Consider the following 24,402-nt stretch of genomic DNA (forward strand, 5'->3'; position numbering starts at 1 on the left):
GCAAATGGTCTTCCCTGCTTGTGGGACTTATGGGCCGTCCCTTTGTCGCCTCTTTATTGATGCTGGGAGCGCCAAGCGGTGGGGGTGGTGCCGGTGTGTTGCTTGAAGGCTTGGGCGAAGGCGGCCTGCTGAGGGTAGCCTAGACGCTCTGCCACCTGCGCTATCGTCAGCGAGCTGTCGGCCAAAAGGTCCTGTGCTCGCTCCATACGGCGTCTGCGGATGTAGGCGCCCAGGGACTCGCCAGTTTGGGCCTTAAAGGTGGCGCATAGCTTGGAGCGGCTTGTGTAGAGCCTCTCGGCTACCTCGTTGATACCCACACGTCTGCCTTTGTCGAGCGCGCGCTCAATCATTGCCGTTGCTTCTTCGGCAATGGTTATGCTGGCGCGTGTGTCTGCCGCCCGCCGCGCCTGCTTGTGGGCCGCGCGCGAACAGGCGAGCTCCGCGACCATGGTCTCCACGATGCCTTGCATATAGACGTGTCCGCCTACGGTGCGGGCGCGGTCCTCGTTAATCCGGCGCAGCGTGTGGCAGATGGCAGACGTCGCCTCCTCGTGCCACGACTCGGCAAACGCTTCAAAGACTCCCACGAACTCAGTGGGATACCGATGCTCCAGCTCGTCAAAATACCCGGGCAAAAAGAGCACCGAGCGCGAGTGATAAAGCTGCCCTGCAAACAGCGGACTTAGTTCCTCGCCGCAGCTATCTTGGATAAAGCTGCACACCGCGCTGTTCGGCCACGGTCCATGCAAGGGTTTAAGGTTCGCAGGCGTTATGCCAGCCTCGGGCATGCATATAAGTGTGGGCGCGCTGACCTCGCTCACGCAGGCGTACGGTTCGGGTGTGTATTCGGCCAGGTACATATCGTGCATCGGGGTAATGAAATGCTCCATAACGATGCAGGCGGGGGAGAGAGGCATGATCCATGCGCGTCCGTGCGCCCGATCGTTTGCCACCTCGCCGGTAAAGACGGCGCCCCTGCCGGTAAGCTCCAGACCAAACTGCTCAAACTGCGGTGCGTAGAGCTCGGTTATGTCGGTCGCTGCCCGCCGTATTTGCAAAAGCGTCCCTTTCCTTTGCAGAAACGTCCACGCCTGGCTCGATTGTGAGCCATGGCTAACACATCAATGATAAGTTCATTACGGTTAACTCTCAAGCCGTTAGAAAGGAATCTCATGGCAAAGGGATCAAAAAAGGAAGGCGGCGGTATCGGCGAGCTGCTTGCATATGCCGGCGACCGTAAATTCCTAACATATTTGGGCATGGCCCTCTCGGCGCTCTCGCAGCTGCTGAGCTTTGGCCCGTACGTGTGCATTTGGCTTGTCGCGCGCGATCTGATCGCCGTGGCACCTAACTGGAGCGAAGCCTGCGATATCGCGATGTATGGTTGGTGGGCCGTCGGTTTTGCCCTGGTGAGCATCGTGATTTATTTCGTGGGGCTCATGTGCACACACCTATCCGCGTTTCGTTGCGCGTCCAATATCCGCAAGGCTACGAGCGAGCATCTGCTTAAGCTGCCGCTCGGCTACTTTGACACGCACGCCACCGGTGAGCTGCGCCGTATCGTAGACGGATGCGCCGCCTCAACCGAGACACTGCTCGCGCACATGCTGCCCGATATCGCCGGCGCCACCGCCATGGTCGCAGGTCTGCTCGTGCTGCTTTTCGCCCTCGATTGGCGCTTGGGCGCGGCATGCCTTATCTCGGTCGTCGTTTCGCTTGGCGCCATGGCCGCCATGATGGGCGGCAAGGGCGGCGAGTTTATGAAGGCCTACATGGGCGCGCTGGTCAAGATGAACAAGACCGGCACCGAATACGTACGCGGTATCCCCGTGGTCAAGGTATTCCAGCAGACGGTCTACTCCTTTAAGGCGTTTCACGATGCGATCGCCGAATACGCCGACATGGCGCAAAGCTATGCGGGCACGTTCTGCCGAGGTCCACAGGTGCTCAACCTTACCGCGCTCAATGGTCTTGTGGCATTCCTTTTGCCCGTGGCGTTGCTGTTGGCGCCGGGCGAGACGGACTTTGCACGCTTTATGACCAACTTCACGTTTTACGCGATTTTTTCGGCCGTGGTGCCGACGGCCATGACCAAGCTCATGTTTGTGGGCGAGGCCTCTCAGATGAGTGCCGATTCGCTGGCTCGTATTCGAAGCGTCATGGATTCCAAACAGCTCTCCGTGCCTGCCCAGCCCAAGCACTCCGCCGGTAGCGATGTGCGCTTTGAGGATGTAAGCTTTACCTACGAGGGTGCCGAAGCGCCTGCCGTCGATCATGTGAGCTTTAGCGTTCCCGCAGGTAGCACCCTTGCGTTGGTTGGTCCCTCGGGCGGCGGTAAGTCAACCTGCGCAAGCCTGATCCCGCGTTTTTGGGATGTTTCCTCGGGTCGCGTGCTTGTGGGCGGTGTGGACGTTCGCGACATGGACCCGCACGAGCTTATGGACCAGGTTGCCTTCGTGTTCCAGACCAACCAGCTGTTCCGGCAAACACTTGCCGATAACGTGCGTGCCTCCAAGCCCACGGCCACTGACGACGAAGTGCGTGCGGCCCTCTCCGCAGCTCAGTGCGACGACATTGTGGCCAAGCTCCCGCAGGGTATTAACACCATGCTCGGTGCTGGAGGGGCATATCTTTCGGGCGGCGAGGTGCAGCGCGTAGCACTCGCCCGCGCGATCCTTAAAGACGCGCCTATCGTGGTGCTCGATGAGGCCACGGCGTTTGCGGATCCCGAGAACGAGGCGCTCATCCAGCGTGCCTTTAGCAAGCTGGCGGCGGGTCGCACAGTCATTATGATCGCGCACCGGCTTTCGACCGTGGTGGGGGCCGACAAGATCGTGGTGCTCAACCAAGGTAGCGTGCAGGAGGCCGGCACCCATGCCGAGTTGCTGTCCCAAGAGGGTCTGTATGCCAAGATGTGGGCCGAATACGAACAGGCCGCGAGCTGGAAGATCACTGCAGCGACCGCGGATGCCGCCGTCACGAAGGGAGGCGAGGCCTAAATGTTCGCCTCATTCCAAAAGAAGTATTTCCTATCCGATAAAGGCGTCGCCGGCGTAAAACGCGGCATTTTCTGGACCGCGCTCACCAATCTCATTACCATGGCCGGCATGGGCTTATTGTTCCTGGTCATGGCCGGTTTTGTCGAACATCTCGCCACCGGTGCCGACCTGCCGGATGCCCTGCCGATTGTGGGCGGCCTCCTGGTCTTTTTCGTGTTGCTCTTTGCCTCTAACTGGCAGCAGTATTACTACACCTACTGCATCTTTTACGAGGAGTGCGGCAAGCAGCGTATGGAGATTGCCGAGCGCTTGCGCAAGCTGCCGCTGTCGTTTTTTGGCCGTCGTGATCTGGCCGATTTAACCGAGACCATCATGGGCGACGTCCAGGCCATGGAGCACGCCTACAGCCACGTGCTGGGAGAGCTTTGGGGTGCCATCATCGCAAGCGCCATTGTGTTCGTGGCGTCGCTGTTCTTTTGCTGGCAGCTGGCGATCGCGGCGTTTTGGAGCGTGCCCGTGGCCTTTGCCGTGCTGTATCTGACACGCGGCCCCATGACCCCGGTGTTCGACCATGTGCGTGCCGAGAAGGTCAAGGTTACCGAGGCGATCCAGGAGACGCTCGACTGCGTGCGCGAGATCCGCGCCACCAACCAGGAGGCTCATTATCTTGAGGGGCTCAACGCCGTGATCGATGCCGAGGAGCGCGAGACCACCAAGGGCGAGCTCGCCAATGGGCTTTTGGTCAACTCCGCCTTTGCCATCCTGCGCCTGGGGATTGCCACCACGTTGGTCACGGGCGCTGCAATGGTCGCCTCCGGCCAGGCCGACTTTTTGATGATGTTTGCCTTCCTGCTTATGGTGAGCCGCATCTATGCGCCCTTTGATCAGGCGCTGATGCTGATGTCCGAGCTGTTTGCCGCCGAGTCGTCGGCCAAGCGCATGCGTTCCATCATGGAAGAGCCCGTGGCGCGGGGCAGCGAGCAGTTTGAGCCCGTAGGCCACGATGTGGTGTTCGATCATGTGGCATTTGGCTATGGTGCGGGCGAGGACGGCCGCGCCGGCGAGAAAGTTCTTACCGATGTGAGCTTTACCGCCAAGGAAGGCGAGGTCACGGCACTGGTCGGTCCTTCGGGCTCCGGTAAGTCCACGGTGAGCCGCCTGGCCGCGCGCTTTTGGGATGCCACCGCGGGCACGGTCACCGTGGGCGGCGTGGATGTTGCGAGCGTGGATCCCGAGGTGCTGCTGCGCGACTACGCCATTGTGTTCCAAGACGTGCTGCTCTTTGACGACACGGTGATGGGAAACATCCGTCTTGGTCGTCGCGATGCCACCGATGAGGAAGTGCTTGCTGCCGCGCGTGCCGCCAACTGCGACGAGTTTGTGAGCCGCATGCCGCAGGGCTATGACACCATGATCGGCGAGAACGGCTCCAAGCTGTCCGGCGGTGAGCGCCAGCGCATCTCTATCGCCCGTGCGCTGCTCAAAGACGCGCCTATCGTGCTGTTGGACGAGGCGACGGCGAGTTTGGATGTGGAGAACGAGACCGTGGTTCAGCAGGCGCTCTCCCGTCTGCTTGCAGGTAAGACGGTTATCGTTATTGCCCACCGTATGCGTACGGTGGAAAATGCCGACAAAATCGTTGTACTCAAGGATGGTGTGGTTGCCGAGCAGGGCACTCCGGCGCAGCTCAAGGCGGCAGGTGGAGAATTCGCCCGCATGGTGGCGCTGCAAAAGGAAGCAGCTACCTGGCAGTTGTAAGAAGGGGCAAAGGGACAGTCCCTTTCTCACATTGACAATCGGTTACTCCGCATCGTTAATTTTCAAAAGGTTAGCCATGGCTGACCTAGATAGTTAGATAAAATTGAGATATTTCAAAAGCGTGCTCGAGCAAACTTGTTTACTCGGGTGCTGAAGCACCATGCCGCGTCCAATGCGGCAAAAGGGAGAAGCAACATGAAGAAGTCGACGTTCAATACCCTGCTTGTCGGTGGCGGTTTTCTGCTTGGCACGGCCGGCATCAAGCTGCTTACCAGCGCTCCGGTCAAGAATGCCTGCGTGCAGGGTATTGCGTGCGGTATGCGCATCAAGAACGGCTACCAGGACATGGTCGAGCAGGCCAAGGCTAATGTCGACGACATGGTTGCCGAGGCTGCTTACATCACCCAGAGCGAGGCCGCTGCTGACGAGGCAGCCGAGTAACGCTCCCAGGCACAAACTATGAGATTCTCGATTATTAGCGAGATCCCCGGCAGGACCCGTCTTCAATTGGCGGGTCCTGTGCCAGAGAGCGATCTCGATGCACTTCTAAAGCTCAGTGGCGAAATCGATGGTGTGCGCAAGGTGCGCGTATATGGCCGTATTGGCCAGATGGCGCTCGAATACGACGAGCCACGTCGCGCGAGCGTGCTCGACGCCTTGGGCGCACTCGATGCTCAAGCTATCGCCGATGCCAAGTCGGGCTATGTGATGCAGCTTGAGCCGCGCAAGCACAAACTCGTTATGGACCTGGCGACACTCGTCGGCGCCCACTACGCGCGCCGCTGGTTCTTGCCGACGCCTCTGCGTGCGGTGTTTGTCGTGGCCGGTTACATGGCATTTTTGCGCGCTGCCCTTCATGAGCTGGCGCAGCCGCGCCTGACCGTTCCCGTGCTCGACGCTTCGGCCATCGGCATTTCGTTCGTCAAGCGTGATGTCGACACCGCGGGCCAGACAATGTTCCTGCTCAACGTGGGCGAGCTGCTCGAGGACTACACCCGCGCCATGAGCGAAAACGAGCTCATCAACTCGCTGCTCGATGTACCCGACAAGGCGCAAAAGGTCGTCGGCGACACCGAGGTAAGCGTTGCTGCCACCGAGCTTGAGCCCGGCGATCTGGTCGCCGTGCGCACTGGCATGTCCATTTGCATCGACGGTGTCGTCGAGCGGGGGAGCGCTATGGTCAACCAGGCGACCCTGACCGGCGAGCCGCTGGCCGTTGAGCGCAGCGTGGGCGACGACGTGTTCGCCGGTACCGTCGTGGAAGACGGCAGCATCTTGGTGCGCGTGCGCGCCAACACGGCGCAGACCAAACTGCGCTCGATCGTCTCGCTCGTGCAGACGGCCGACTCGCTCAAATCCGAGGGCCAGTCGCATATGGAGGACCTCGCCAACAAGATCGTCCCGTGGAACTTCCTGCTCGCGGGCCTGGTTGCGCTCACCACGCGCAGCCTTATCAAGACCTCGGCGGCGCTGATGGTCGACTACTCGTGCGCACTCAAGCTCATGGGTTCCGTCGCCGTCATGACCGCTATGAGCGATGCTGCCAAGATGGGCGTCATGGTCAAGGGCGCAAAGTACTTTGAGTCGTTTGCCAAGGCCGACACCATTGTGTTTGATAAGACTGGCACGCTCACCGAGGCGCAGCCGCGCTTGGCTTGCGTGCTGACGACCGACGGCTGGAGCGAGGACGAGGTCCTGCGCCTTTCTGCCTGCCTGGAGGAGCATTTCCCGCATCCGGTGGCGCGTGCCGTGGTCAACGCCGCCCGCGAGCGCGGGCTCGAGCACCGCGAGCGCCATGCTGCTGTCGAATACATCGTGGCGCACGGCATCGCTTCGTCCATTGAAGGGCGTCGCGCGATTATCGGCTCGGCACACTTTGTGTTTGAGGACGAGGCCGCGCAGCTCGATTCCGACATTAAGGAGCGCATTGAGTCTCAGATGCAGGGCCTGTCACCGCTGTATCTGGCGGTCGATGGCAAGGTCGTCGGCGTGCTCGGCATCGAGGATCCGCTCAAGCCCGGGGTCCGTGAGGCCATCGCCGACCTGCATGCGCTGGGCGTCAAGCATGTCGTTATGCTCACGGGCGATTCGGAGCGCACGGCCGAGCGCATTGCGCACGAGGCGGGTGTCGACGAGTTTAAGGCCGAACTGCTGCCCGAGGACAAGTACGCCTATGTGGAGCGCATTAAGAGCGAGGGGCGCCATGTTGCCATGGTGGGCGACGGCGTCAACGATTCGCCGGCGCTCGGTTTGGCCGACGTGGGCTTGGCGATGGGTGGCGGAAGCGACATCGCCAAGGAGGTCGCCGATATCATCCTGACCGATACGGATCTTGCCGCAATCGTGCGCCTGCGCCGCATGAGTCAGGGCCTCATTGATCGTCTGACGAGCTCCTACTCTAAGGTGATGCTCACCAACTCGGCGCTGTTGGCATTGGGTATTACCGGCATGATCACTCCGCAGACGTCGTCACTGCTGCACAACGGCTCAACGATCGCCTACAGCCTGGGCAACGCAAAGGCGTACCTGCGTTAGCAGACGTGTTCGCCCACGTTATCTGGCCTGCGCCCAGACGGCATCGGTGTCGTCCGAGCGCAGGCCTTTTGCGTTTGACCATGTGCTAGCTTCTCTATATAGTGTTGCTAGCAGGGCTAGCAATTGAAGGGAGCGGGATCGACGTGGGTGCTGTTAGCGGCATGGCGCAGGTGAACGTTCGCGTAGATCGCCAGGTCAAGAACCGTGCCGAGGAGGTGCTGCGGCTTTCGGGTGGGTCACTGCCCGAGCTCATCAAAAAGGTGGTGGCTAAGGTCGCGCAGGGTGGCGGGCAGTGCGAGGAAGTGCTTGCGGCCGTCGACGACCGGCAGCAGACCGTCGCGCCCGATGCACCGTTCGCCGCATCATGGGCGGTGGCGGATCAGCTTTACGCGGATCTGGGCATCGCTACGTCGCCCGTATCCGACGATCGCGATTGGGACACAATCTATTCCGAAGCCATGGACGAGCGCTATCGCCAAAAGGGGATGATCCTGTGAGCAGGGCTTCCCTCAAAATAATGGTGGATGCCAACGTATGGGTTGATTCGTTTTGCGTCGACCATGCCGAGTCGCTTGCCGCGCGTGCGTTTATTGGGCGGGCGACGGAATCGGGCGCAACGTTGCTCTTTCCGGTACATATCGCCAAGGACGTGCTGTACGTTGTCCAGCACGAACTGAAGCGTAGCGTTCTTGCCAGCGGGGGAGCGCTCGACGAGGCTTCTGCCCGCGCGATTGGCGATGCGGCGCTGGCGTTTGTTCGGAATATGACCGAAAACGCCACGGCCGTGGGTGCAGATGCGTCGGACCTTTGGCTGGCCGACAAATACGTAGCGCTCCATCGCGATTACGAGGACAACTTGGTGCTCGCCGCGTGCAAGCGCGCGCAGGTCGATTACTTGGTGACCAACGATCGCAAGCTGCTCGAACATGCCGATCTTGCAGCAAAGACACCTCGTCAAATGATGCCGATTCTTGCTTTGGCCAAACGCGGCGGCACGGCTATCGGTTGACGTGAGCTGTTCGCGGGCCCCTTGGACGACGATGCGCCAAGGGGCCCGCGTCTGCTATTTACAAAAGCTCGGCCTTGATGGTGGGACTTTCTGCGAGCTGCTCGGCTGCCTTTTCGTTGGAGCTGTCGAGTGCTGCCAGACTGCGGTAGACCCACTCGTTGACCTGGGTGTTCTTGACGCCTGCGGTCTGCATAAGGGCGCCTACCTCGCGGATTGCTGCGAACAGATCGGCCTTGGGACCCGCGAGCTCGACCTCGATACCGTGGTAGGCGGCCACGCCGCGGTTCTCACTCACGTGGTCGATAAAGCCCTCGACGGTCTCAAGCTGCTGAGTGAGAGCTGCATCATCGTCAACGTCCAGCGCGACGAGTGCGTTCGATACCGTGAGGGCGGGATGTCCGCAGGGGACAAAGCCCTCGATGACATCCATAGCTTCGGTAATGGTTGAGCCCAGGCCTGCGAGGGCATTGACGAGTTGCTGCTTGGTATCCATAACGGTCCTTTCGACGGGTCAATTTTGCTTGGCGAAAATATACGTGACGCGATCGGTAGCAAAAGTGCGAAGTGTGGCGCACATTGGGGTCTTCACAGCTCGTGCATAGAACAGCTGTCCGCTTTCAGAACGTGGTAAGATAACACTCCACAAGCGGGGCTCGCCCCGCATGTTCCTTGAAAAGTCGACGGGCGTTGGGTGCTCGCACCCAATGCCATCCAGACTTTCCCGACATTCGGGGGCGACTGGTTTCGACACGATAGCTCTGAGAGAGGAAGCAAGCCGAGGTCTCCTCGCCTCGTTAAACAGGGGTACCGTCAAATTGAATTGACAACAACTCTTCTTTTGAGCCCATGGCTCTCGCTGCTTAATTTATAGCGGCGCGTCAACCCGGTGATTTCCCCGAAACCGGCGCGACGTCATTTTAGGGGAATGCTCCTGCGCACGTAATCGGTATGGCGCAGGCTAAGACCGAACCGGTTAGGACGCCGCGAGCGTGTCGCTGCGCGCAAAGCGTCCGAGACTAAACCAGCGACTGAGCTTGGAGATGCCAATCAGGGGGCTTTCGTGGACCGGAGTTCGATTCTCCGCGCCTCCACCAATAGTTACAGGCAGGTAGATACTTATCTCTACCTGCCTTTTTATTTCTAATTTGTACCGCGGAGAATCGAACTCTATGCAGGGCGCGGGCGTAAAGAAAACGCGTAAGCGTTTTTAGCCCGCGGGCGAGGACGCCGGCAGGCGGCCGAAGCCGGTGCGGATTTGCGAAGCAAATACGCGGATTCTCCGCGCAAAGCCCCAGCCCAAAACAGATGTGCTGCCGACGGCATTTCTGCTGGCTGTGCCCCGCGCCGACAGATCCCCTTCATCCGCGGAGAATCGAACTCTATGCAGGGCGCGGGCGTAAAGAAAACGCGTAAGCGTTTTTAGCCCGCGGGCGAGGGCGGCGGCAGCCGGCCGAAGCCGGTGCGTATTTGCGAAGCAAATACGCGGATTCTCCGCGCAAAGCCTCAGCCCTATGCAGATGCGATGCCGATCGGACTGCAGCCTGCCATGCCCCGCATCAACGTCGCCCCAGGCGGAAAATCCATCCCAGAATTCCGGTTCAGACTGGGATGCGGTTTCCGGATGACGTTTCAAGCGGAAAGCGCATCCCGGAATCCTCATTCGGAATGGGATGCAATTTCCAAATGAATGGCTAGCGGAAAGTTCATCCCGGAATCCGCGCTCAGAACGGGACACGCTTTCCTAACGGCGGTCCAAGCGGAAAGTCCATCCCGAAATCCCGCCTCAAACTGGGACGCACTTTCCGCTTCACCTGCCGCCTCGAAAAACCTGCGCGCCCTCCATCCCAAAACTGGGTAGAAGAAAGCCAAAACTCAATCGCAGGAGGTCGATATGACTGCAGAAGATAAGGCAAAGAACGCCGGCAAGGTCGCGCTCGTCTTGGAGGGTGGCAGTTTTCGTGGGCAGTTTACCGCCGGCGTGCTCGACGTTCTCATGGAGGCCGGTGTCGAAATTCCGGCGGTATATGGCGTATCGGCCGGTGCGCTCAACGGCGTCAACTACAAGTCACACCAGATCGGTCGCGTCAATCGCATCAACCTGACCTTCTGCAATGACAACCGCTACATGGGTGCCGCATCCTTCGCATCCACGGGCTCCATCGTGGGTTACGACTTTATCTTCAACGATATCCAGGACCGCCTGGATCCCTTTGACAACGAGGCGTTCGACGCGAGCCCCATCGAGATGTACGCCGTCGCGACGGACATGCTGTTTGGAACCGCTGCCTACCTGCCGGTCAAAAGCGCCGTGCTCGACCTCGATGCTGTGCGCGCCTCCACCTCGCTGCCGCTGGTGACGCCGCCGGTCGAGATCGACGGGCACAAATACGTCGACGGCGGCGTGGCCGATTCGGTTCCTATCGAGCATGTGCTCGAGGAGGCGGGCTTCGACCGTGCGGTCGTCATCGTCACCCAGGACCGCTCGTACGAGAAAAAGCCCTACGAGTTTATGCCTGCCGCGCGCGCCCGCTATGCCGACTACCCCTACCTGCTCGAGGCTATCGAGACGCGCCACGACCGCTATAACCTCCAGCGCATGCACCTGTGGAAGTATGAGCGCGAGGGCCGCGCGCTGGTCATCGCTCCGCAAAAGCCGGTCGAGGTCGGCCATGTCGAGCACGATCCGGCAAAGCTTTTGGACCTGTATATCCAGGGCCGTCAGGAGGCAAAGCGCCTGCTCGCGGAAATCCAAGAGTTCGTTGAGCGCTAGCGACGGCGAACCCTCAAAAAATGACAACAGCTAAAGAGTTGGAAAAATCACGGCTCGTGGATGACATGTGCAGAAACTCTGGTCGGAGCCAAAATACCTGTTGACTCGTACGGCGAGCGGGGTAATATGGACGGGTTACTTGCAGAGCCCCGTGAATCTCTGTAACAACACGTACTGTACATGGAGGAGTCTAAGTGATTTCGAAATCGACTCACTACGCCAAGCAGGGCGAGGTCCAGCGCAACTGGGTTCTCGTCGACGCCGATGGTGCTGTCCTGGGCCGTCTTGCCACCCAGATCGCAATGATCCTGCGCGGTAAGAACAAGCCCCAGTTCACGCCCAACAGCGACTGCGGCGACTTCGTTGTCGTCATCAACGCCGATAAGGTCCAGCTTACCGGTAACAAGGCCGACACGAAGACCTATTATCGCCACAGCGGCTACAACGGCGGCCTCAAGGCTGAGAGCTTCCGCCAGGCTATGGAGAAGCACCCGGAGAAGGTCATCGAGCGCGCCGTTCGCGGTATGCTGCCCAAGACCACCCTCGGCCGTGCCCAGATGACCAAGCTTAAGGTCTACGCTGGTGCCGAGCATCCGCACGCTGCCCAGAACCCCACGAAGATTGAGCTGGAGGCTTAAAGATGGCTGAGAACACCGTTGTCTACCAGGGTACCGGCCGTCGTAAGAACGCCGTCGCCCGCGTCCGTCTCGTCCCCGGCACCGGCAAGGTGACCATCAACAAGCGTGACGCCGAGCAGTATTTCGGCCGTCATCAGCTCGTTGAGAACGCCCTTGCTCCCTTCAAGGTGACCGACACCGCCGGTCAGTTCGACGTTATCGCTCTGTGCGATGGCGGCGGCATCTCCGGTCAGTCCGGCGCTCTGCGCCTGGGCATCGCTCGCGCTCTTCTGAACGCTGGCGACTACCGTGCTGACCTCAAGAAGGCCGGTTTCCTTACGCGCGATGCTCGCGTGGTCGAGCGCAAGAAGTACGGCCTCAAGAAGGCCCGCCGCGCTCCCCAGTTCTCCAAGCGCTAAGGTTTTATCTCCTTTCGAGATACAATGTACAAGCGGGGCCTGCCGATTCCTCGGCGGGTCCCGCTTTTCTTTTTCGACTAGGGTGGGCGGTTGCATATCGCCTGCTAGGGAAGGAGCGATCCTATGCCCCAGAACATCTTCGGTACCGACGGCGTCCGTGGCGTCGCCAATGCCGACCTCTCGTGTGACCTCGCGTTTCGCCTGGGCCGCGCGGCGACCAAGTTCCTTGGTCCGGATATCTGTGTCGGCCGCGACACGCGTCTTTCGGGCACCATGCTCGAGAGCGCTCTGACCGCCGGCATCATGGCCGAGGGCGGCCGTCCGCACTGCTGCGGCGTCATCCCCACGCCTGCCGTGGCGCTGCTCACCGTCCAGAATGAGCTCGACGGCGGCATCGTCATCTCTGCTTCGCATAATCCGCCGGAGTTCAACGGCATCAAATTCTTTAGCCGCAAGGGTATGAAGCTTCCCGATGCGGTCGAGGAGGAGATCAGCGCCTGGGTCATGTCCGAGGAAGCCATGGCTGCCGATACGCTGCCGACTGGCGCCGGCGTGGGCCACATTATCAAGATGAAGGACGCTCGCAAGGCATACGTCGACCACGCCATCGATACGCTTGATGGCCTGAGGCTCGATGGCCTGGTCGTTGCCGTCGACTGCGGTCACGGTGCTTCCTGCCAGACTACGCCCGCCGCGCTGCAGCGCCTGGGTGCCACGGTCCATGCCATCAACACCGATTACTGCGGCACCGACATTAACGTTGAGTGCGGCTCCACTCACCTTGAGCCCCTGCGCGAGCTCGTGCTGCGCACCCATGCTGACATCGGTCTGGCCCACGACGGCGACGCCGACCGCGTACTGTTCGTGGACAGTGAGGGCAATGAGATCGACGGTGACTACATCCTGGCTATCTGCGGTTCTGACCTCGCCGCCCGCGGCAAGCTCGCCAACTCCGAGATCGTCTCGACCGTCATGTGCAACCTTGGCTTCTCCATCGCTATGAAGGAGCAGGGCTTCGAGATGGTTCAGACCGCCGTGGGTGACCGCTACGTTTTGGAGCGCATGCTCGCGGATGGCGCCGTCATCGGCGGCGAACAGTCCGGCCACATCATCTTCCTGGAGCACAACACCACCGGTGACGGCCTGGTGACGGCTCTGCAGCTGCTGGCCGTGCTCAAGCGCACCGGTCGTACCCTCACCGATCTTGCCGGCATCATGAAGAAGTACCCGCAGGTACTCGTCAACGTGCATTCCGACAACAAGGCCGGCCTGGACGATTGCCAGCCCATTTGGGACGCCGTCGCTGCCGCCGAGAAGGAGCTTGACGGCCGCGGCCGCATTCTGGTGCGCCCGAGCGGTACCGAGCCGCTGGTCCGTGTTATGGCCGAGGCGGAGACGCACGAGCTCACTCAGCGTGTTGTCGACGACATCGTCGAGGTTGTCAAGCGCGAACTTCCCTAATGGTCAAAAACGGGTGCCAAGTGGTAAACTGTTAAAGCTATTTTGGTCGATTGGTATGTCCGAGGGGGAGCATGTTCACTAAAGTCCTAAGGTCTTTTGGTATGCGTGGACGAGTTCTTACGCTGGATGCTCCCATCTCGGGCGACGTCATTCCGTTGTCCGAGGTCAATGACCAGACATTTGCCACCGGCCTTTTGGGCCAGGGCGTGGCGATTCAGCCTACCGGCACGCGTGTGATTGCACCGGCTGATGCCAAGGTCGAGGCCATTTTTCCCACAGGACACGCTGTTGCGCTTAACACGGTCGATGGCTTGGACGTGCTCATCCACGTTGGTTTGGACACTGTTCAGCTTGAGGGCAAGCACTTTACCGTACATGCGCAAGTGGGTGACATCGTCCATAAGGGCGATGTGCTCATTGAGTTCGATCGCGAGGCAATTGCTGCCGAGGGCTATGATGTGACGGTTCCCATCTTGGTGTGCAACTCCGTTGAGTTCTCGAGCATCAAGGGCTCCGTTGGCGTGCATGTCGAAGAGATGGACCAGCTCATCGTTGCTCGCGAGCGCTAGCAAGTACACGTGGCCATTAGCCTACAATTCAAACACGTTTATGGAGGGCGCCCTTGAAAGAGGGCGCCCTTGAAAGAGGGCGCCCTTGAAAGAGGGCGCCCTTGAAAGANCCCTCCGTGGCAAGATGGGATTTGTCCGAAGCTAAACGGCTTTGGGTCACCGTGGACGGGCAGGGGCCTCGACGCGGCTAGACACGAGACACATACATTACGCGACCTCGCCCTGGTGGCCGCACACGTTGGTTGCGGCCGACGCGGGCCGCGGGCAAGTGCTTGTAAGGGGAGCCTTGCCTCTCTTGTACGAGAAAGGACGCGTAATGAAGATCATTAAAGCTAAAGACTACGAGGATATGAGCCGCAAGGCCGCCAATATTATCTCGGCGCAGGTTATCCTCAAGCCCGATTGCGTGCTGGGCCTTGCCACCGGCTCCACCCCGATCGGTGCCTACAAGCAGCTCGCTGCTTGGTACGAGAAGGGCGACGTCGACTTTGCCGAGGTCAGCACCTACAACCTGGACGAGTATCGCGGCCTTTCGCACGACGATCCCCAGAGCTATCACTACTTCATGCGTGAGAACTTCTTCGATCACATCAACATCGACCTGAACAACACGCATGTGCCCGACGGTTCCAACCCCGACGCCGCCGCTGCCTGCTCTGAGTACGACAAGATCGTCGCCGCCGCCGGTTACCCGGATCTGCAGCTGCTCGGCATTGGCAACAACGGCCACATCGGTTTCAACGAGCCCGATGACCACTTCTCCAAGGGCACGCACTGCGTCGATCTCACCGAGAGCACCATTCAGGCCAACAGCCGCCTGTTCGACAGCATCGACGATGTTCCCCGTCAGGCCTACACCATGGGTACCCAGACCATCATGTATGCCCGCATGATCCTGGTCGTCGCCAACGGCGAGGCCAAGGCTCAGGCCGTGCATGACATGTGCTATGGTCCGGTTACGCCCGCGTGCCCGGCTTCGATCCTGCAGCTGCACACCAACTGCGTTGTCGTTGCCGACGAGGCCGCCCTTTCGCTCTGCGAGTAGCGCGAATCCTGCTCTCGACATAGCCTTGCCTAAGGCCTCCGCTTTGCGGGGGCCTTTTTGTTATCCCCCTCCGCCCGCTTGACCAAAATCTTGCCGCAAGCTCGACGAATGCCGGATGCCCAACAGCTTGATTCATTCCATACCAGATTCTATGCAAAAATGCCACTAAAAGGTCGTAGACGGTAGCGGGTGCTAGGCGAGTTGAATGACATAGCTGAACCTTGTTCATTTGCGTTACACTGCCGCCTAGATGGGACAAGCTGACAAGCTCATTTACCTGCTTAAAGACCGATTAGTCGGGGGATTAATAACAATCGGCCCTCGCTGTACAAAAACTTGCCGCTTGCGTACCAAAAGACAACCTAGAACACAAGGTCGCTCTATTCATAGCGCGGCTTGTATGGTCTTGCGGTTACAGTGTCCATACGGTCGAGTTGAGGAGCGGGCATGGTAAACGATTTGGGCAGTATGGACGACCTCGAGCTGATGCCGCTGGGCGGTGGCTATATGGTGCGACGCGAACGCTTGATGAATGAGCTTCTCGCCAAGGGCCGAAAGGCCGGCATCGTGGTTCTTTATGCGCCCGACGGGTTTGGGAAGACCTCGGTACTGCTGCAGTACACCCATGAGGTTAAATGCGACCCGACGCGAGGCCCCGTGCGGATTATCGAGGCCGATCGCGCCACTGGGCGCGAGGTGTTTATGCAGCTCGAGGTGGTTACCGAAGAACTCAAAGACAAACCGCACTCCCTTATCGCGATTGATAATGTGCCAAACCTCGATCAGCACGATACCGAAGACCTCATCGACAGGATTCGCGGCCTGCGCGCTATGGGGGTAGGGGTCTTTATCTCCTGCCGTCCTTCAAATCGTCAACTGATTCATGGGCTGGGCGATTCGGTTAAGATCAATGCGCAGATGCTCAAGGTGCATGCCTATGAGTATTCGGCGTGGGCATCGGCGTTTTCGATCAGCACATCGCTCGACTTTTATCAGCTCACGCAGGGCGTGCCCGAGCTCGTTTCGGCATTGCAGACGGGTCTGTATGGCCAAGGCGACGTGGCCGGTCTGCTCGAAAACGAGATTGTCAACGTATATGGCGCGGCACTTGTCGATCTGGCTTCGCTCGACAATAATGCACTGTTTTGCGTGGCATGTCTCATGATTTTGATGGGCGAGGGCAATATCGCAGAACTCGAGGCTTGCGGGGTGAGGCTATCGATGGTCGACCAGTCCTACTTCGTACGCGACTACCCGAGCTTTGGCTTGGACCCCGCCGAGCGGAGCTTTACGTGTCTGGGCACGGAGGATAACGGACGCTTGCGCTTGCGTAAGTTGGTGGCCGAGGTTCGTCCCGAACTTGTTCCGAGGGCGGCCCGGATTTTGCTTAAGGCGGGCCGATGCGATGCGGCGATGGGCCTGGCGGACGCCTTTTTGGACCGTGATGCGGTCCTTGAACTTGCTGGGCAGTATGGGGTCGATCTGGCTCTGACGGGGCACGGGGCCGATATCTGCCGAGCAGCGCTGGGCACGATCGATGCCGACGATCCGGCTCCAGAGCCAACGCCTGCCGAGGCGCTCGGCGTGTATTTGGCAGCGGTCAGCGTGTCCAATACAAAGCTCGCTCGCTATATGGCATCGGTCATCGAGCGCGGGGGCGAACGGGCGGCCTGCGAAATAGACCCTGTTTCATGGAGGGTGGCCCAGACACTGACGGCTGTTTGCTATGGGGACAACGGGCTTGGGCTTCCTACGAACCTGACCGTGCCAGAAATCGAGACATCCCATACCGCACTCGATATGTTGTCTGCGCATATCGAGGTCAAGCGCTGTCTGACCGAGCGGGGAGATGACGGCGGCGTTCTACAGCAGCTCAAAACGTGCAAGGCCTACGACTGCGAGCTCGACATTGCGGGGATTGTTATACGGGCCGATAGCATGCTGGTGGAGCTCTTTGACGGGTCGTTTGCGGGAACCGACGAGCGTGACGACGAGATGACGGTGGTGCGGGAGGCACTCGACGTGCGTGGGCTCAAGGCGATGGCTATCTGGGTGCGCATGGTGTTGGCGGCACGGCGGCTCCTTTCCGGCCTGCCGGTAACCGACGACGCGGCGTTCAACGAGCTCGATCGTTTTGCCGTGCGCATGCGCGACAACCAGATTCAGCTGTTTGGCCTGTTGCTAGAAGGCTGGCAGTCGCTGGCAGAGGGACGGCCGGTTAATGCAAAGTTCCGTGCGGTCCAAGTGCTCAAACTTGCCGAGGAGTCGATTGCGTACATGCGCGATAACGCATTGCTGCTGGAGCGCGCGGCATATCTGCGTAACACCTCGATGGTTTCGGTGCGCGAGGAAGCGGAGCTACTCGATATAAGCCAGACGCAGGTTGGTGGAGCGGAGGCCTGGATGGTGGCGCTGCATTTGGCCTGTGCGGGCCGAGACAGCGATCTTGCGGCCTGGATGTCCATGAATCGTGCGGGGATTCTGGAGCCATCGTATCGGCTCTTTGCGCGCCTTGCCATGCATTGTCTGGGCGAGCCGGCGACCAGGATTCGCAAGAAGCTTCCCGTGCGCGAGCTGTCGCGGTACTCGCTGCGCGACGATTTGGAAGGGGAGGGCGAGCGCCTGTTCCAGGCCGGCGAGGTTGAAGCCGTTGATACCATCGACCATATCGAGATTCGCATGTTTGGTGCGTTCCGCGCCGAGCGCGACGGGTTTCCCATCACGGACAAAATGTGGCGCCGCAAGAAGGCGGCGACACTTGCCGAGCGGCTTGCGCTGGGCATGGATGCGCTCGTCGATCGTGAGACGCTGGCCATGGAGCTGTGGCCCCATGCCGAGTTCAATAGCGCCCGCAACAACCTGTACTCTACGATATCGCGCTTGCGGTCGGCTTTGGGACCGACGCCGGATGGCAAGTCGTGCGTGCTCATCCAAAATGAATGCATCTGACTCAACGGCGACTACGTCAAGACCGATGTACGGCTGTTTGACCAGATAAGCCGCGAGGTTTTGGGAAATCGCACGGGTGCGCGCGGACCCCATTTAGTTGAGCTGTGCCTTAAGATTGAGCAGCTTTATGCCGGACCGCTGTATGTTCCCAATGGCTGTAACCCCACCTACTTTTTGCGTATGCGACGCATTATGCAGTCAAAGTACATCGATTGCATGATTAAGGGAGCAAATGCCGCTCTAGAAGAAAACGATCTGCAGTCGGCGATTTGGCTGGCGGAGTCGGGCCTTCGGCAGGAAACAGCGCGTGAGGATATGGTGCGCTGCGCCATGCGCGTCTACAGTGCGGCGGGGCGGCGGCGCGATATCGTCGAGCTGTACAGCGGGCATATGCACCATCTGAGGGAGCAGGTCAATGGCGTGCCCGAGCCCGAGACGCGGCGTCTATACGAGCGCTTGGTGGAGGGTCGGCTCAACCGCGTGCTGGTCGAGCGATAAAAAACGGGCGCCCGAAGTACTTGGGCACCCGTAAGCTTGCTATGTGTTGGCTCGTCGGATCATTGGCTCTTAGACGAGCTTGATCTTCTCGATGTCCTTGCGCGAGGACTCGCGATACAGCGAGAACTTGCGGCCGATGACCTGGACGACCTCGGCGTGGCAGCGCTCAGCGAGCTCTTCGGCGGCCTCGCGGGCGGAAAGACTGGAGCCATCGAGCACGGAGCACTTAACGAGCTCGTGCTTCTCCAGGTAGGCGACCGTCTGCTCGACGGTGCCCTCGTTGACATCGGACTTACCGATGATGATGGCGGGGTTGAGGTGATGGGCCATGCTGCGAAGCTGCTTGACCTGGGCTCCTGTCAGTGCCATGGGTTCTCGCTTTCTATGTATGGGCGCCCCGCGATGGGGCCTTAATCTACGTGAGCTGTCCCACGATAGCGCAGGAACGGCGCGGTGTGGAGCGCGTTTGCCCAGTTCGCAAAGAATGCGGATGCCGAGGTGATGGGCAGCTCGGGCTGTGAACGGGCTACGAGCGGGATTCAGAGACCGGTTTCCATGCAATAAACGCCCAGCGAACCTTGCGGACATGATCGAGCATATAGCGCCCCTGCGGCACGCCCTTGGAGCCCGGCTCACCGGCATGGGGATTCTCAATCATGTGTTGAGCGATGTAGTCGCGCAGGCAGTCGATCTTATCCTCGTTGCCATGCTCGAGCATACGGGAAAAATCCGCCACGCCTGCCTCAAGGCTATCGAAGGTATCGCGACGAGGCGATTCAAAGTATGTAACCTGCGGCAACGCACCCATCTGAATGAGGATGTTGAAAGCGTACACAAAGCCATTGCTGCAGGTAACCGAGGCGCCGATAGCGTTCATCAAGTGCAGATCATAGCGCGGGCTGGAGTTAGCGACCATCGTGACAGCACAACGCCGACGAGCCGTTCGATCAAGCTTGGCAAGCGCATCTTTTAGATTGGTCGTCGTAACCGACCGACTGGCAAAGGCAACATCCACCGCTTTCGCGACCGGTCCAACCAAATCCCAATCATCATCCCAAGCAAGCTCAAGCGGCGTAATAAGATCCTCGAGTCCGTAATACTCAATGCCAGCATCAAGGGTGCCCAGCATGGCAGGGGAGAAATCAGCCGCAATCACAGGATGCCCAGCCTGAGCAAGCGGAATAGCAATCGACCCAGCCCCACACCCCATATCAAGCACCGATTCACCAGGCTTTAACGCCAACAGCTTCATAAAATCCCGGGCATACGGAGCAGTCTCAAGCGGCCGAAAATGCCGAGCCCGCTTATCCCACTCAAAAGAATCATCAGCCCGCCGCCGATCAGCCTGCAGGCGCATCCATTCGCCATTCCAATCAGCAGAAAGAAGCTCAGAGCGAATCAAATCATCAGCCACGGGCCATCCCCCTCACAACAAAAAAGCGACTCCTCCCAAAAGAAGAGCCGCAACCAGCATATATCAGAAAGAACCGATCCAACGCCAAACCGCCGTATCAACCATGTGGTGCAGGAGCGAAGCAACTGCAACATGGGACAGAACTCAGCCAAGGTTGAGATGTGCGGGAGCCCCGCCGCCCGGCGGCAGACATATAAGGTCGATCGCGAGTTCCGCACGAGCCGGAGAGCACTTAATGTGCTCTCCGTGCGAGTCAGGACTGTCCGAGCAGGCGACCTTATATGTCTGCCGCCGGGCGGCGGGGCTCCTCGCCTCGTATCCCTAGGCTAGTTCTTCAGCGAGTTCAGCGGCGCTGGGAAGCGTCCACCGCGATGGGCAAGCACGGTGCCGGCGTTGGGGTTCACCGGCATGATGGGCGCACGGCCAAACAGGCCGCCGTACTCGACGCAGTCGCCCACGCCCTTGCCGATAGCAGGAATCACGCGGACGGCCGTGGTCTTGTTGTTGATGACGCCGATGGCCATCTCGTCGGCGATGATGCCGGCGATGGTCTCGACTGGGGTGTCGCCGGGGATGGCGATCATGTCCAGGCCGACGGAGCACACACAGGTCATGGCCTCGAGCTTCTCGAGCGAAAGCGCACCGGCCTCGACGGCGGCGATCATGCCGGCGTCCTCGGACACGGGGATAAAGGCGCCGGAGAGACCGCCCACGCTGGAGCTGGCCATGACGCCGCCCTTCTTGACGGCATCGTTGAGCATGGCGAGCGCGCAGGTCGTGCCGGGGCCACCGCAGGTGCCCACGCCGATGATCTCGAGAATGCGGGCAACGGAGTCGCCGATGGCGGGCGTGGGGGCCAGCGACAGGTCGACGATGCCCTTCTCGACACCCAGGCGATGGGCGGCCTCGCGGCTCATGAGCTCGCCGGCGCGGGTGATCTTAAAGGCGGTCTGCTTAATCTTCTCGGCGACTTCCATCATCGATGCGGAATCGGGCAGCGTCTCCAGGGCTGCGGCCATAACGCCGGGGCCCGAAACGCCTACGTTGATGACGGCGTCGGCCTCGCCACCGCCGTGGACGGCGCCCGCCATAAACGGGGAGTCCTCGACCATGTTGGCAAAGCAGACAAACTTAGAAGCGCCGACGGAATCCTGGTCGGCCGTGAGTTTAGCGGCATCGATGATGGTCTGCGCGGCCATGAGCACGGCGTCCATGTTGATGCCGGCGCGCAGGCTGGCGACGTTGACGCTGGAGCAGACGCGGCTGGTGGTAGCGAGCGCCTGGGGGATGGACTGGATGACGCGGCGGTCGGCGTCGCCGATGCCCTTCTGGACGAGTGCGGAGAAGCCGCCCAGGTAATCGATGCCGAGCGTCTCGGCCGCGCGGTCGAGGGCATGCGCGATGGGGGTGAGGTCCTCATCCTTGCAGCACGCAGCGATCTGCGCCACCGGGGTGACGGAAACGCGCTTGTTGACGATGGGGATACCGTACTCGCGCTCGAGGTTCTCGGCGGTCTCGACCAGATGCTCAGCCGTGTGCGTCACGTGGTCGTAGATCTTCGTGCACATGCGGTCGAGGTTCTCGTCACCGCAACCCATGAGCGAAACACCCATGGTGATGGTCCTGATGTCGAGGTTCTGTTCCTCAACCATGCCGCGGGTTTCCGCGATTTCTGCGGGCGTGATCGCCATCCTTGCGCTCCTATCTGCCAAAACGAGCATAGTCTTTTCTATTCTAACGTGCCGCACGTGCCAAGTGGCGCATGCGGCACGTTTTGGTGCTCGGTTGTTTCCGTTGTGTTACTGCCCAAAGACCTCTTCGGCGATGCGCGCGCTTTCGGCGGCATCCTTGGCGTAGTAGTCCGCGCCGATCTGCTTGGCGTATTCGGGGGTGAGCACGGCGCCGCCTACGATGATCTTGACGCCCGGCACCTCGGCATGGAGCAGCTTGATGGTCTCCTCCATGGCGACGACGGTGGTGGTCATAAGCGCCGAGAGGCCGACGAGTTTGATATCGCGCTCCTTGACGGTCTTGAGCACCTCCTGTGGATCGACGTCGCGGCCCAGGTCAAAGACGGTGTAGCCGTAGTTGTCGAGCAGCATTTTGACGATATTCTTGCCGATATCGTGGATGTCGCCCTTGACGGTGGCCACGCAGATCTTGCCCTTGTCGGCAATCTCGCCGGCGGGCATCAGGCGCTTGATGGTGTCGAAGCCCACACGCGCGGCCTCGGCCGAGGCCATGAGCTGCGGCAAGAAGAACTTTCCCTGGTCAAAGAGGACGCCAACTTCGTCGAGGGCGGGGATAAAGTGATTGTTGATGAGGTCCATAGCGTCGTGGTCTGCCAGCAGACGCTCGGTCTCGGCAGCGATCTCTCCCTTGCGGCCCGAGACGACCATGTGGCGGATGGGGTCGTCGTTGCCGTCGGTGCTGGTGACACCAGCGGCGGGCACGGCATCACTCGATGCGGCCTGAGCTGCTGCCGGGTTTGCGGCGATCTTATACGGATCGGTCCAGCCGGCGTAGCGCTCGATGTATCCGGTCGAGCCCTCGTCCTCAACGCTCAGGACGCGATAGCTGTAGACGGTGTCCATAAAGCGCTTGGAGCCCGGGTTCATGATGGGGGCATCGAGGCCCGCGCCAAAGGCGGCGGCCAAAAAGACCGAGCCCAGCAGCGGGCGGGCAGGCAGGCCAAAGCTGATGTTCGACACGCCGAGCGCGCATTTGACACCCAGGCGCTCCTTGCACAGGGACATGGCACGCAGGATCTGCTCGGCCTGGCGCTGGTTGGTCGAGGCGGTCATGACCAGGCAGTCGATGAGGATGCGGTCCGGTCCGATGCCGTAGCGGGCAGCCTCGGCCACGATGCGCTCGGCGATGGCGAAGCGAGCCTCGGCGGTATCGGGGATGCCGCCTTCGTCGAGCGTAAGGCCGACAACGTTGGTGCCGTAGTGGGCGACCAGTGGAAAGATCTCATCCATGATCTGCTGCTTGCCATTGACCGAGTTGATGATGGGCTTGCCGGCGTAGCGGCGCACGGCGGCCTCGACGGCTGCGGGGTCGGTGGAGTCGATCTGCAGCGGCAGCAGCGTGGAGCCTTGGAGCTGCTCGGTCGCTTGCTGGATGACCTTGACCTCGTCGATCTCGGGCAGGCCCACGTTGACGTCCAAGATATCGGCGCCCTGTTCTTGCTGGCTGATGCCCTGGCTTACGACGTAGTCCAGATCGCCGTCGCGCAGGGCCTGCTGCAGGCGTTTTTTACCGGTGGGGTTGATGCGCTCGCCGATGACGGCGATTTTGTGGCCGTCGCAGGGGAGGTCCACCACGGTCTGGGCGCTTGTGACCGACATGCTGGGCTTGCGGTGGCGCGGACTGGGCGTGTGGTTATCGATAAGCGTGCGCAGCGCTGCCATGTGCGTGGGCGTGGTACCGCAGCAACCGCCCACGACGCTCACGCCGTCGGCGATCATGCCGGCGACGGCCTCGGCGTATTCGGGGGCTTGGATATCAAAGACGGTGTTGCCGTCGTCGTCCACGCGGGGCAGTCCAGCGTTGGCCTGCACCATGATGGGCTTGTCCGTAACGGTGAGCATGCGAGCGGCGAGCCCTCGGAGCTCGGCCGGTCCCTGGCTGCAGTTGATGCCCAAAACGTCGGCGCCGATGGCATCGAGCGTGATGGCGGCAACCTCGGGACTCGTGCCCAGGAAGGTGCGACCGTCTTCCTCAAAAGTCATGGTGGCAAAGACGGGCAGGTCGGAGTTCTCGCGGCAGGCGAGGACCGCCGCCTTGATCTCGGCAAGGTCAGTCATGGTCTCGATAATAAAGAGGTCCACGCCCGCATCGACGCTGGCACGCACTTCCTCGGCAAAGAGGTCATAGGCCTCGTCAAAGTTGAGGGTGCCTAAGGGACGAAGCAACGCGCCGATGGGGCCGATGTCACCGGCGACGTAGCGGGCGCCGGCCTCGCGGGCACAGGCGACGGCCGCGGCAAAGACGTCTGCCACGGCGGCGGCACCGTCGAGCTTGTGGGCGTTGGCGCCAAAGGTATTGGCGGTGATCACGTCGCAGCCAGCCTCGACGTACTGGCGCTGAATGTCGGTAATGACCTGGGGCTCCTCAAAGTTGAGCAGCTCGGGCAGGGCTCCGGCCTTCATGCCGGCCGCCTGCAGCATGGTGCCCATGCCGCCGTCGAACAGCAGATGCCCCGTGCCCTCGATGGCGGCGCGCAGGCGATCGTCCTTAATGCGAAGGTCGTCGATTGTGCGCGTCTTGTACGTGGCACCGTTGCGACGTGCGGCATCAACGGGTGCCGCCAATGCAGTGCCGTCAGAATCATGAGTGATAAGCGGAGTAAACATC

At 60.5% G+C, this 24,402-nt stretch carries 20 protein-coding genes and 1 other RNA gene; 15 read left to right on the forward strand and 6 right to left on the reverse strand.

Annotation, left to right across the window (positions count from 1 at the left end; all coding sequences use genetic code 11):
• Positions 1-53 precede the first annotated feature (53 nt).
• Positions 54-1,058, reverse strand: a complete 1,005-nt coding sequence (locus AQ996_RS03200) for a helix-turn-helix domain-containing protein (protein WP_055250994.1) — start codon at positions 1,056-1,058, stop codon at positions 54-56.
• 114 nt (positions 1,059-1,172) lie between these two features.
• On the opposite strand from AQ996_RS03200, the gene AQ996_RS03205 reads away from it, so the two are divergent.
• From AQ996_RS03205 to AQ996_RS03230, 6 genes are all read left to right on the forward strand, one after another.
• Positions 1,173-2,999, forward strand: coding sequence for an ABC transporter ATP-binding protein (locus AQ996_RS03205; RefSeq protein ID WP_055250996.1), 1,827 nt, complete (start codon positions 1,173-1,175; stop codon positions 2,997-2,999).
• The gene (locus AQ996_RS03210) at positions 3,000-4,757 is read left to right on the forward strand and encodes an ABC transporter ATP-binding protein (RefSeq protein WP_055250997.1); all 1,758 of its coding nucleotides are present in this window, start codon (positions 3,000-3,002) and stop codon (positions 4,755-4,757) included.
• Positions 4,758-4,952: 195 nt separating this feature from the next.
• On the forward strand, positions 4,953-5,198 hold the full coding sequence (locus AQ996_RS03215) for a DUF6110 family protein (RefSeq protein ID WP_055250999.1): 246 nt from the start codon (positions 4,953-4,955) through the stop codon (positions 5,196-5,198).
• A 78-nt stretch (positions 5,199-5,276) separates the two neighbouring features.
• Positions 5,277-7,292: a heavy metal translocating P-type ATPase gene (locus AQ996_RS03220; protein ID WP_253274595.1), complete on the forward strand. Its 2,016-nt coding sequence runs from the start codon at positions 5,277-5,279 to the stop codon at positions 7,290-7,292.
• Between the two features lie 143 nt (positions 7,293-7,435).
• Positions 7,436-7,789 (forward strand): hypothetical protein, encoded by a 354-nt coding sequence (locus tag AQ996_RS09915; protein WP_055251003.1) that lies wholly within the window; start codon positions 7,436-7,438, stop codon positions 7,787-7,789.
• Positions 7,786-8,301, forward strand: a complete 516-nt coding sequence (locus AQ996_RS03230; RefSeq protein ID WP_172674599.1) for a type II toxin-antitoxin system VapC family toxin — start codon at positions 7,786-7,788, stop codon at positions 8,299-8,301. The genes AQ996_RS09915 and AQ996_RS03230 overlap by 4 nt, the downstream gene beginning before the upstream one ends.
• Before the next feature lie 58 nt (positions 8,302-8,359).
• Here AQ996_RS03230 and AQ996_RS03235 read toward each other — a convergent pair whose 3' ends face one another.
• On the reverse strand, positions 8,360-8,794 hold the full coding sequence (locus AQ996_RS03235) for a hypothetical protein (RefSeq protein ID WP_055251007.1): 435 nt from the start codon (positions 8,792-8,794) through the stop codon (positions 8,360-8,362).
• 237 nt (positions 8,795-9,031) lie between these two features.
• Between AQ996_RS03235 and ssrA the strand changes: the two genes are divergently transcribed.
• From ssrA to AQ996_RS03275, 9 genes are all read left to right on the forward strand, one after another.
• Positions 9,032-9,395: a transfer-messenger RNA gene (gene ssrA, locus AQ996_RS09540) on the forward strand.
• Between the two features lie 797 nt (positions 9,396-10,192).
• On the forward strand, positions 10,193-11,071 hold the full coding sequence (locus tag AQ996_RS03240; protein WP_055251009.1) for a patatin-like phospholipase family protein: 879 nt from the start codon (positions 10,193-10,195) through the stop codon (positions 11,069-11,071).
• Positions 11,072-11,265: 194 nt separating this feature from the next.
• Positions 11,266-11,709, forward strand: coding sequence for a 50S ribosomal protein L13 (gene rplM / locus AQ996_RS03245; protein ID WP_022094635.1), 444 nt, complete (start codon positions 11,266-11,268; stop codon positions 11,707-11,709).
• 2 nt (positions 11,710-11,711) lie between these two features.
• On the forward strand, positions 11,712-12,107 hold the full coding sequence (gene rpsI, locus AQ996_RS03250) for a 30S ribosomal protein S9 (protein ID WP_022094634.1): 396 nt from the start codon (positions 11,712-11,714) through the stop codon (positions 12,105-12,107).
• A 123-nt stretch (positions 12,108-12,230) separates the two neighbouring features.
• Positions 12,231-13,568, forward strand: a complete 1,338-nt coding sequence (gene glmM, locus AQ996_RS03255; protein WP_055251011.1) for a phosphoglucosamine mutase — start codon at positions 12,231-12,233, stop codon at positions 13,566-13,568.
• A 101-nt stretch (positions 13,569-13,669) separates the two neighbouring features.
• Positions 13,670-14,137: a PTS sugar transporter subunit IIA gene (locus tag AQ996_RS03260; RefSeq protein ID WP_306421699.1), complete on the forward strand. Its 468-nt coding sequence runs from the start codon at positions 13,670-13,672 to the stop codon at positions 14,135-14,137.
• Positions 14,138-14,453: 316 nt separating this feature from the next.
• Complete coding sequence (gene nagB / locus AQ996_RS03265) at positions 14,454-15,182, forward strand: glucosamine-6-phosphate deaminase (protein WP_055251013.1); 729 nt, start codon at positions 14,454-14,456, stop codon at positions 15,180-15,182.
• Between the two features lie 447 nt (positions 15,183-15,629).
• Entirely contained in the window at positions 15,630-18,131 is a 2,502-nt protein-coding gene (locus AQ996_RS03270; protein WP_055251015.1) for an AfsR/SARP family transcriptional regulator, read from the forward strand.
• A gap of 60 nt (positions 18,132-18,191) precedes the next feature.
• A complete protein-coding gene (locus tag AQ996_RS03275; protein ID WP_172674600.1) occupies positions 18,192-18,629 on the forward strand; it encodes a bacterial transcriptional activator domain-containing protein in 438 nt (145 codons plus the stop codon).
• 69 nt (positions 18,630-18,698) lie between these two features.
• On the opposite strand, the gene AQ996_RS03280 is transcribed toward AQ996_RS03275, so the two are convergent.
• From AQ996_RS03280 to AQ996_RS03295, 4 genes are all read right to left on the reverse strand, one after another.
• Positions 18,699-18,998, reverse strand: a complete 300-nt coding sequence (locus AQ996_RS03280; protein WP_006234690.1) for a YhbY family RNA-binding protein — start codon at positions 18,996-18,998, stop codon at positions 18,699-18,701.
• A gap of 157 nt (positions 18,999-19,155) precedes the next feature.
• The gene (locus AQ996_RS03285) at positions 19,156-20,043 is read right to left on the reverse strand and encodes a methyltransferase domain-containing protein (protein WP_070097120.1); all 888 of its coding nucleotides are present in this window, start codon (positions 20,041-20,043) and stop codon (positions 19,156-19,158) included.
• A gap of 326 nt (positions 20,044-20,369) precedes the next feature.
• Positions 20,370-21,734 (reverse strand): PFL family protein, encoded by a 1,365-nt coding sequence (locus AQ996_RS03290; protein WP_035136908.1) that lies wholly within the window; start codon positions 21,732-21,734, stop codon positions 20,370-20,372.
• 108 nt (positions 21,735-21,842) lie between these two features.
• Positions 21,843-24,401, reverse strand: a complete 2,559-nt coding sequence (locus AQ996_RS03295; RefSeq protein ID WP_172674601.1) for a homocysteine S-methyltransferase family protein — start codon at positions 24,399-24,401, stop codon at positions 21,843-21,845.
• Position 24,402: the final 1 nt, after the last annotated feature.

The sequence above is a fragment of the Collinsella aerofaciens genome, assembly GCF_001404695.1.
In the GTDB taxonomy this organism is placed as follows: domain Bacteria; phylum Actinomycetota; class Coriobacteriia; order Coriobacteriales; family Coriobacteriaceae; genus Collinsella; species Collinsella aerofaciens_E.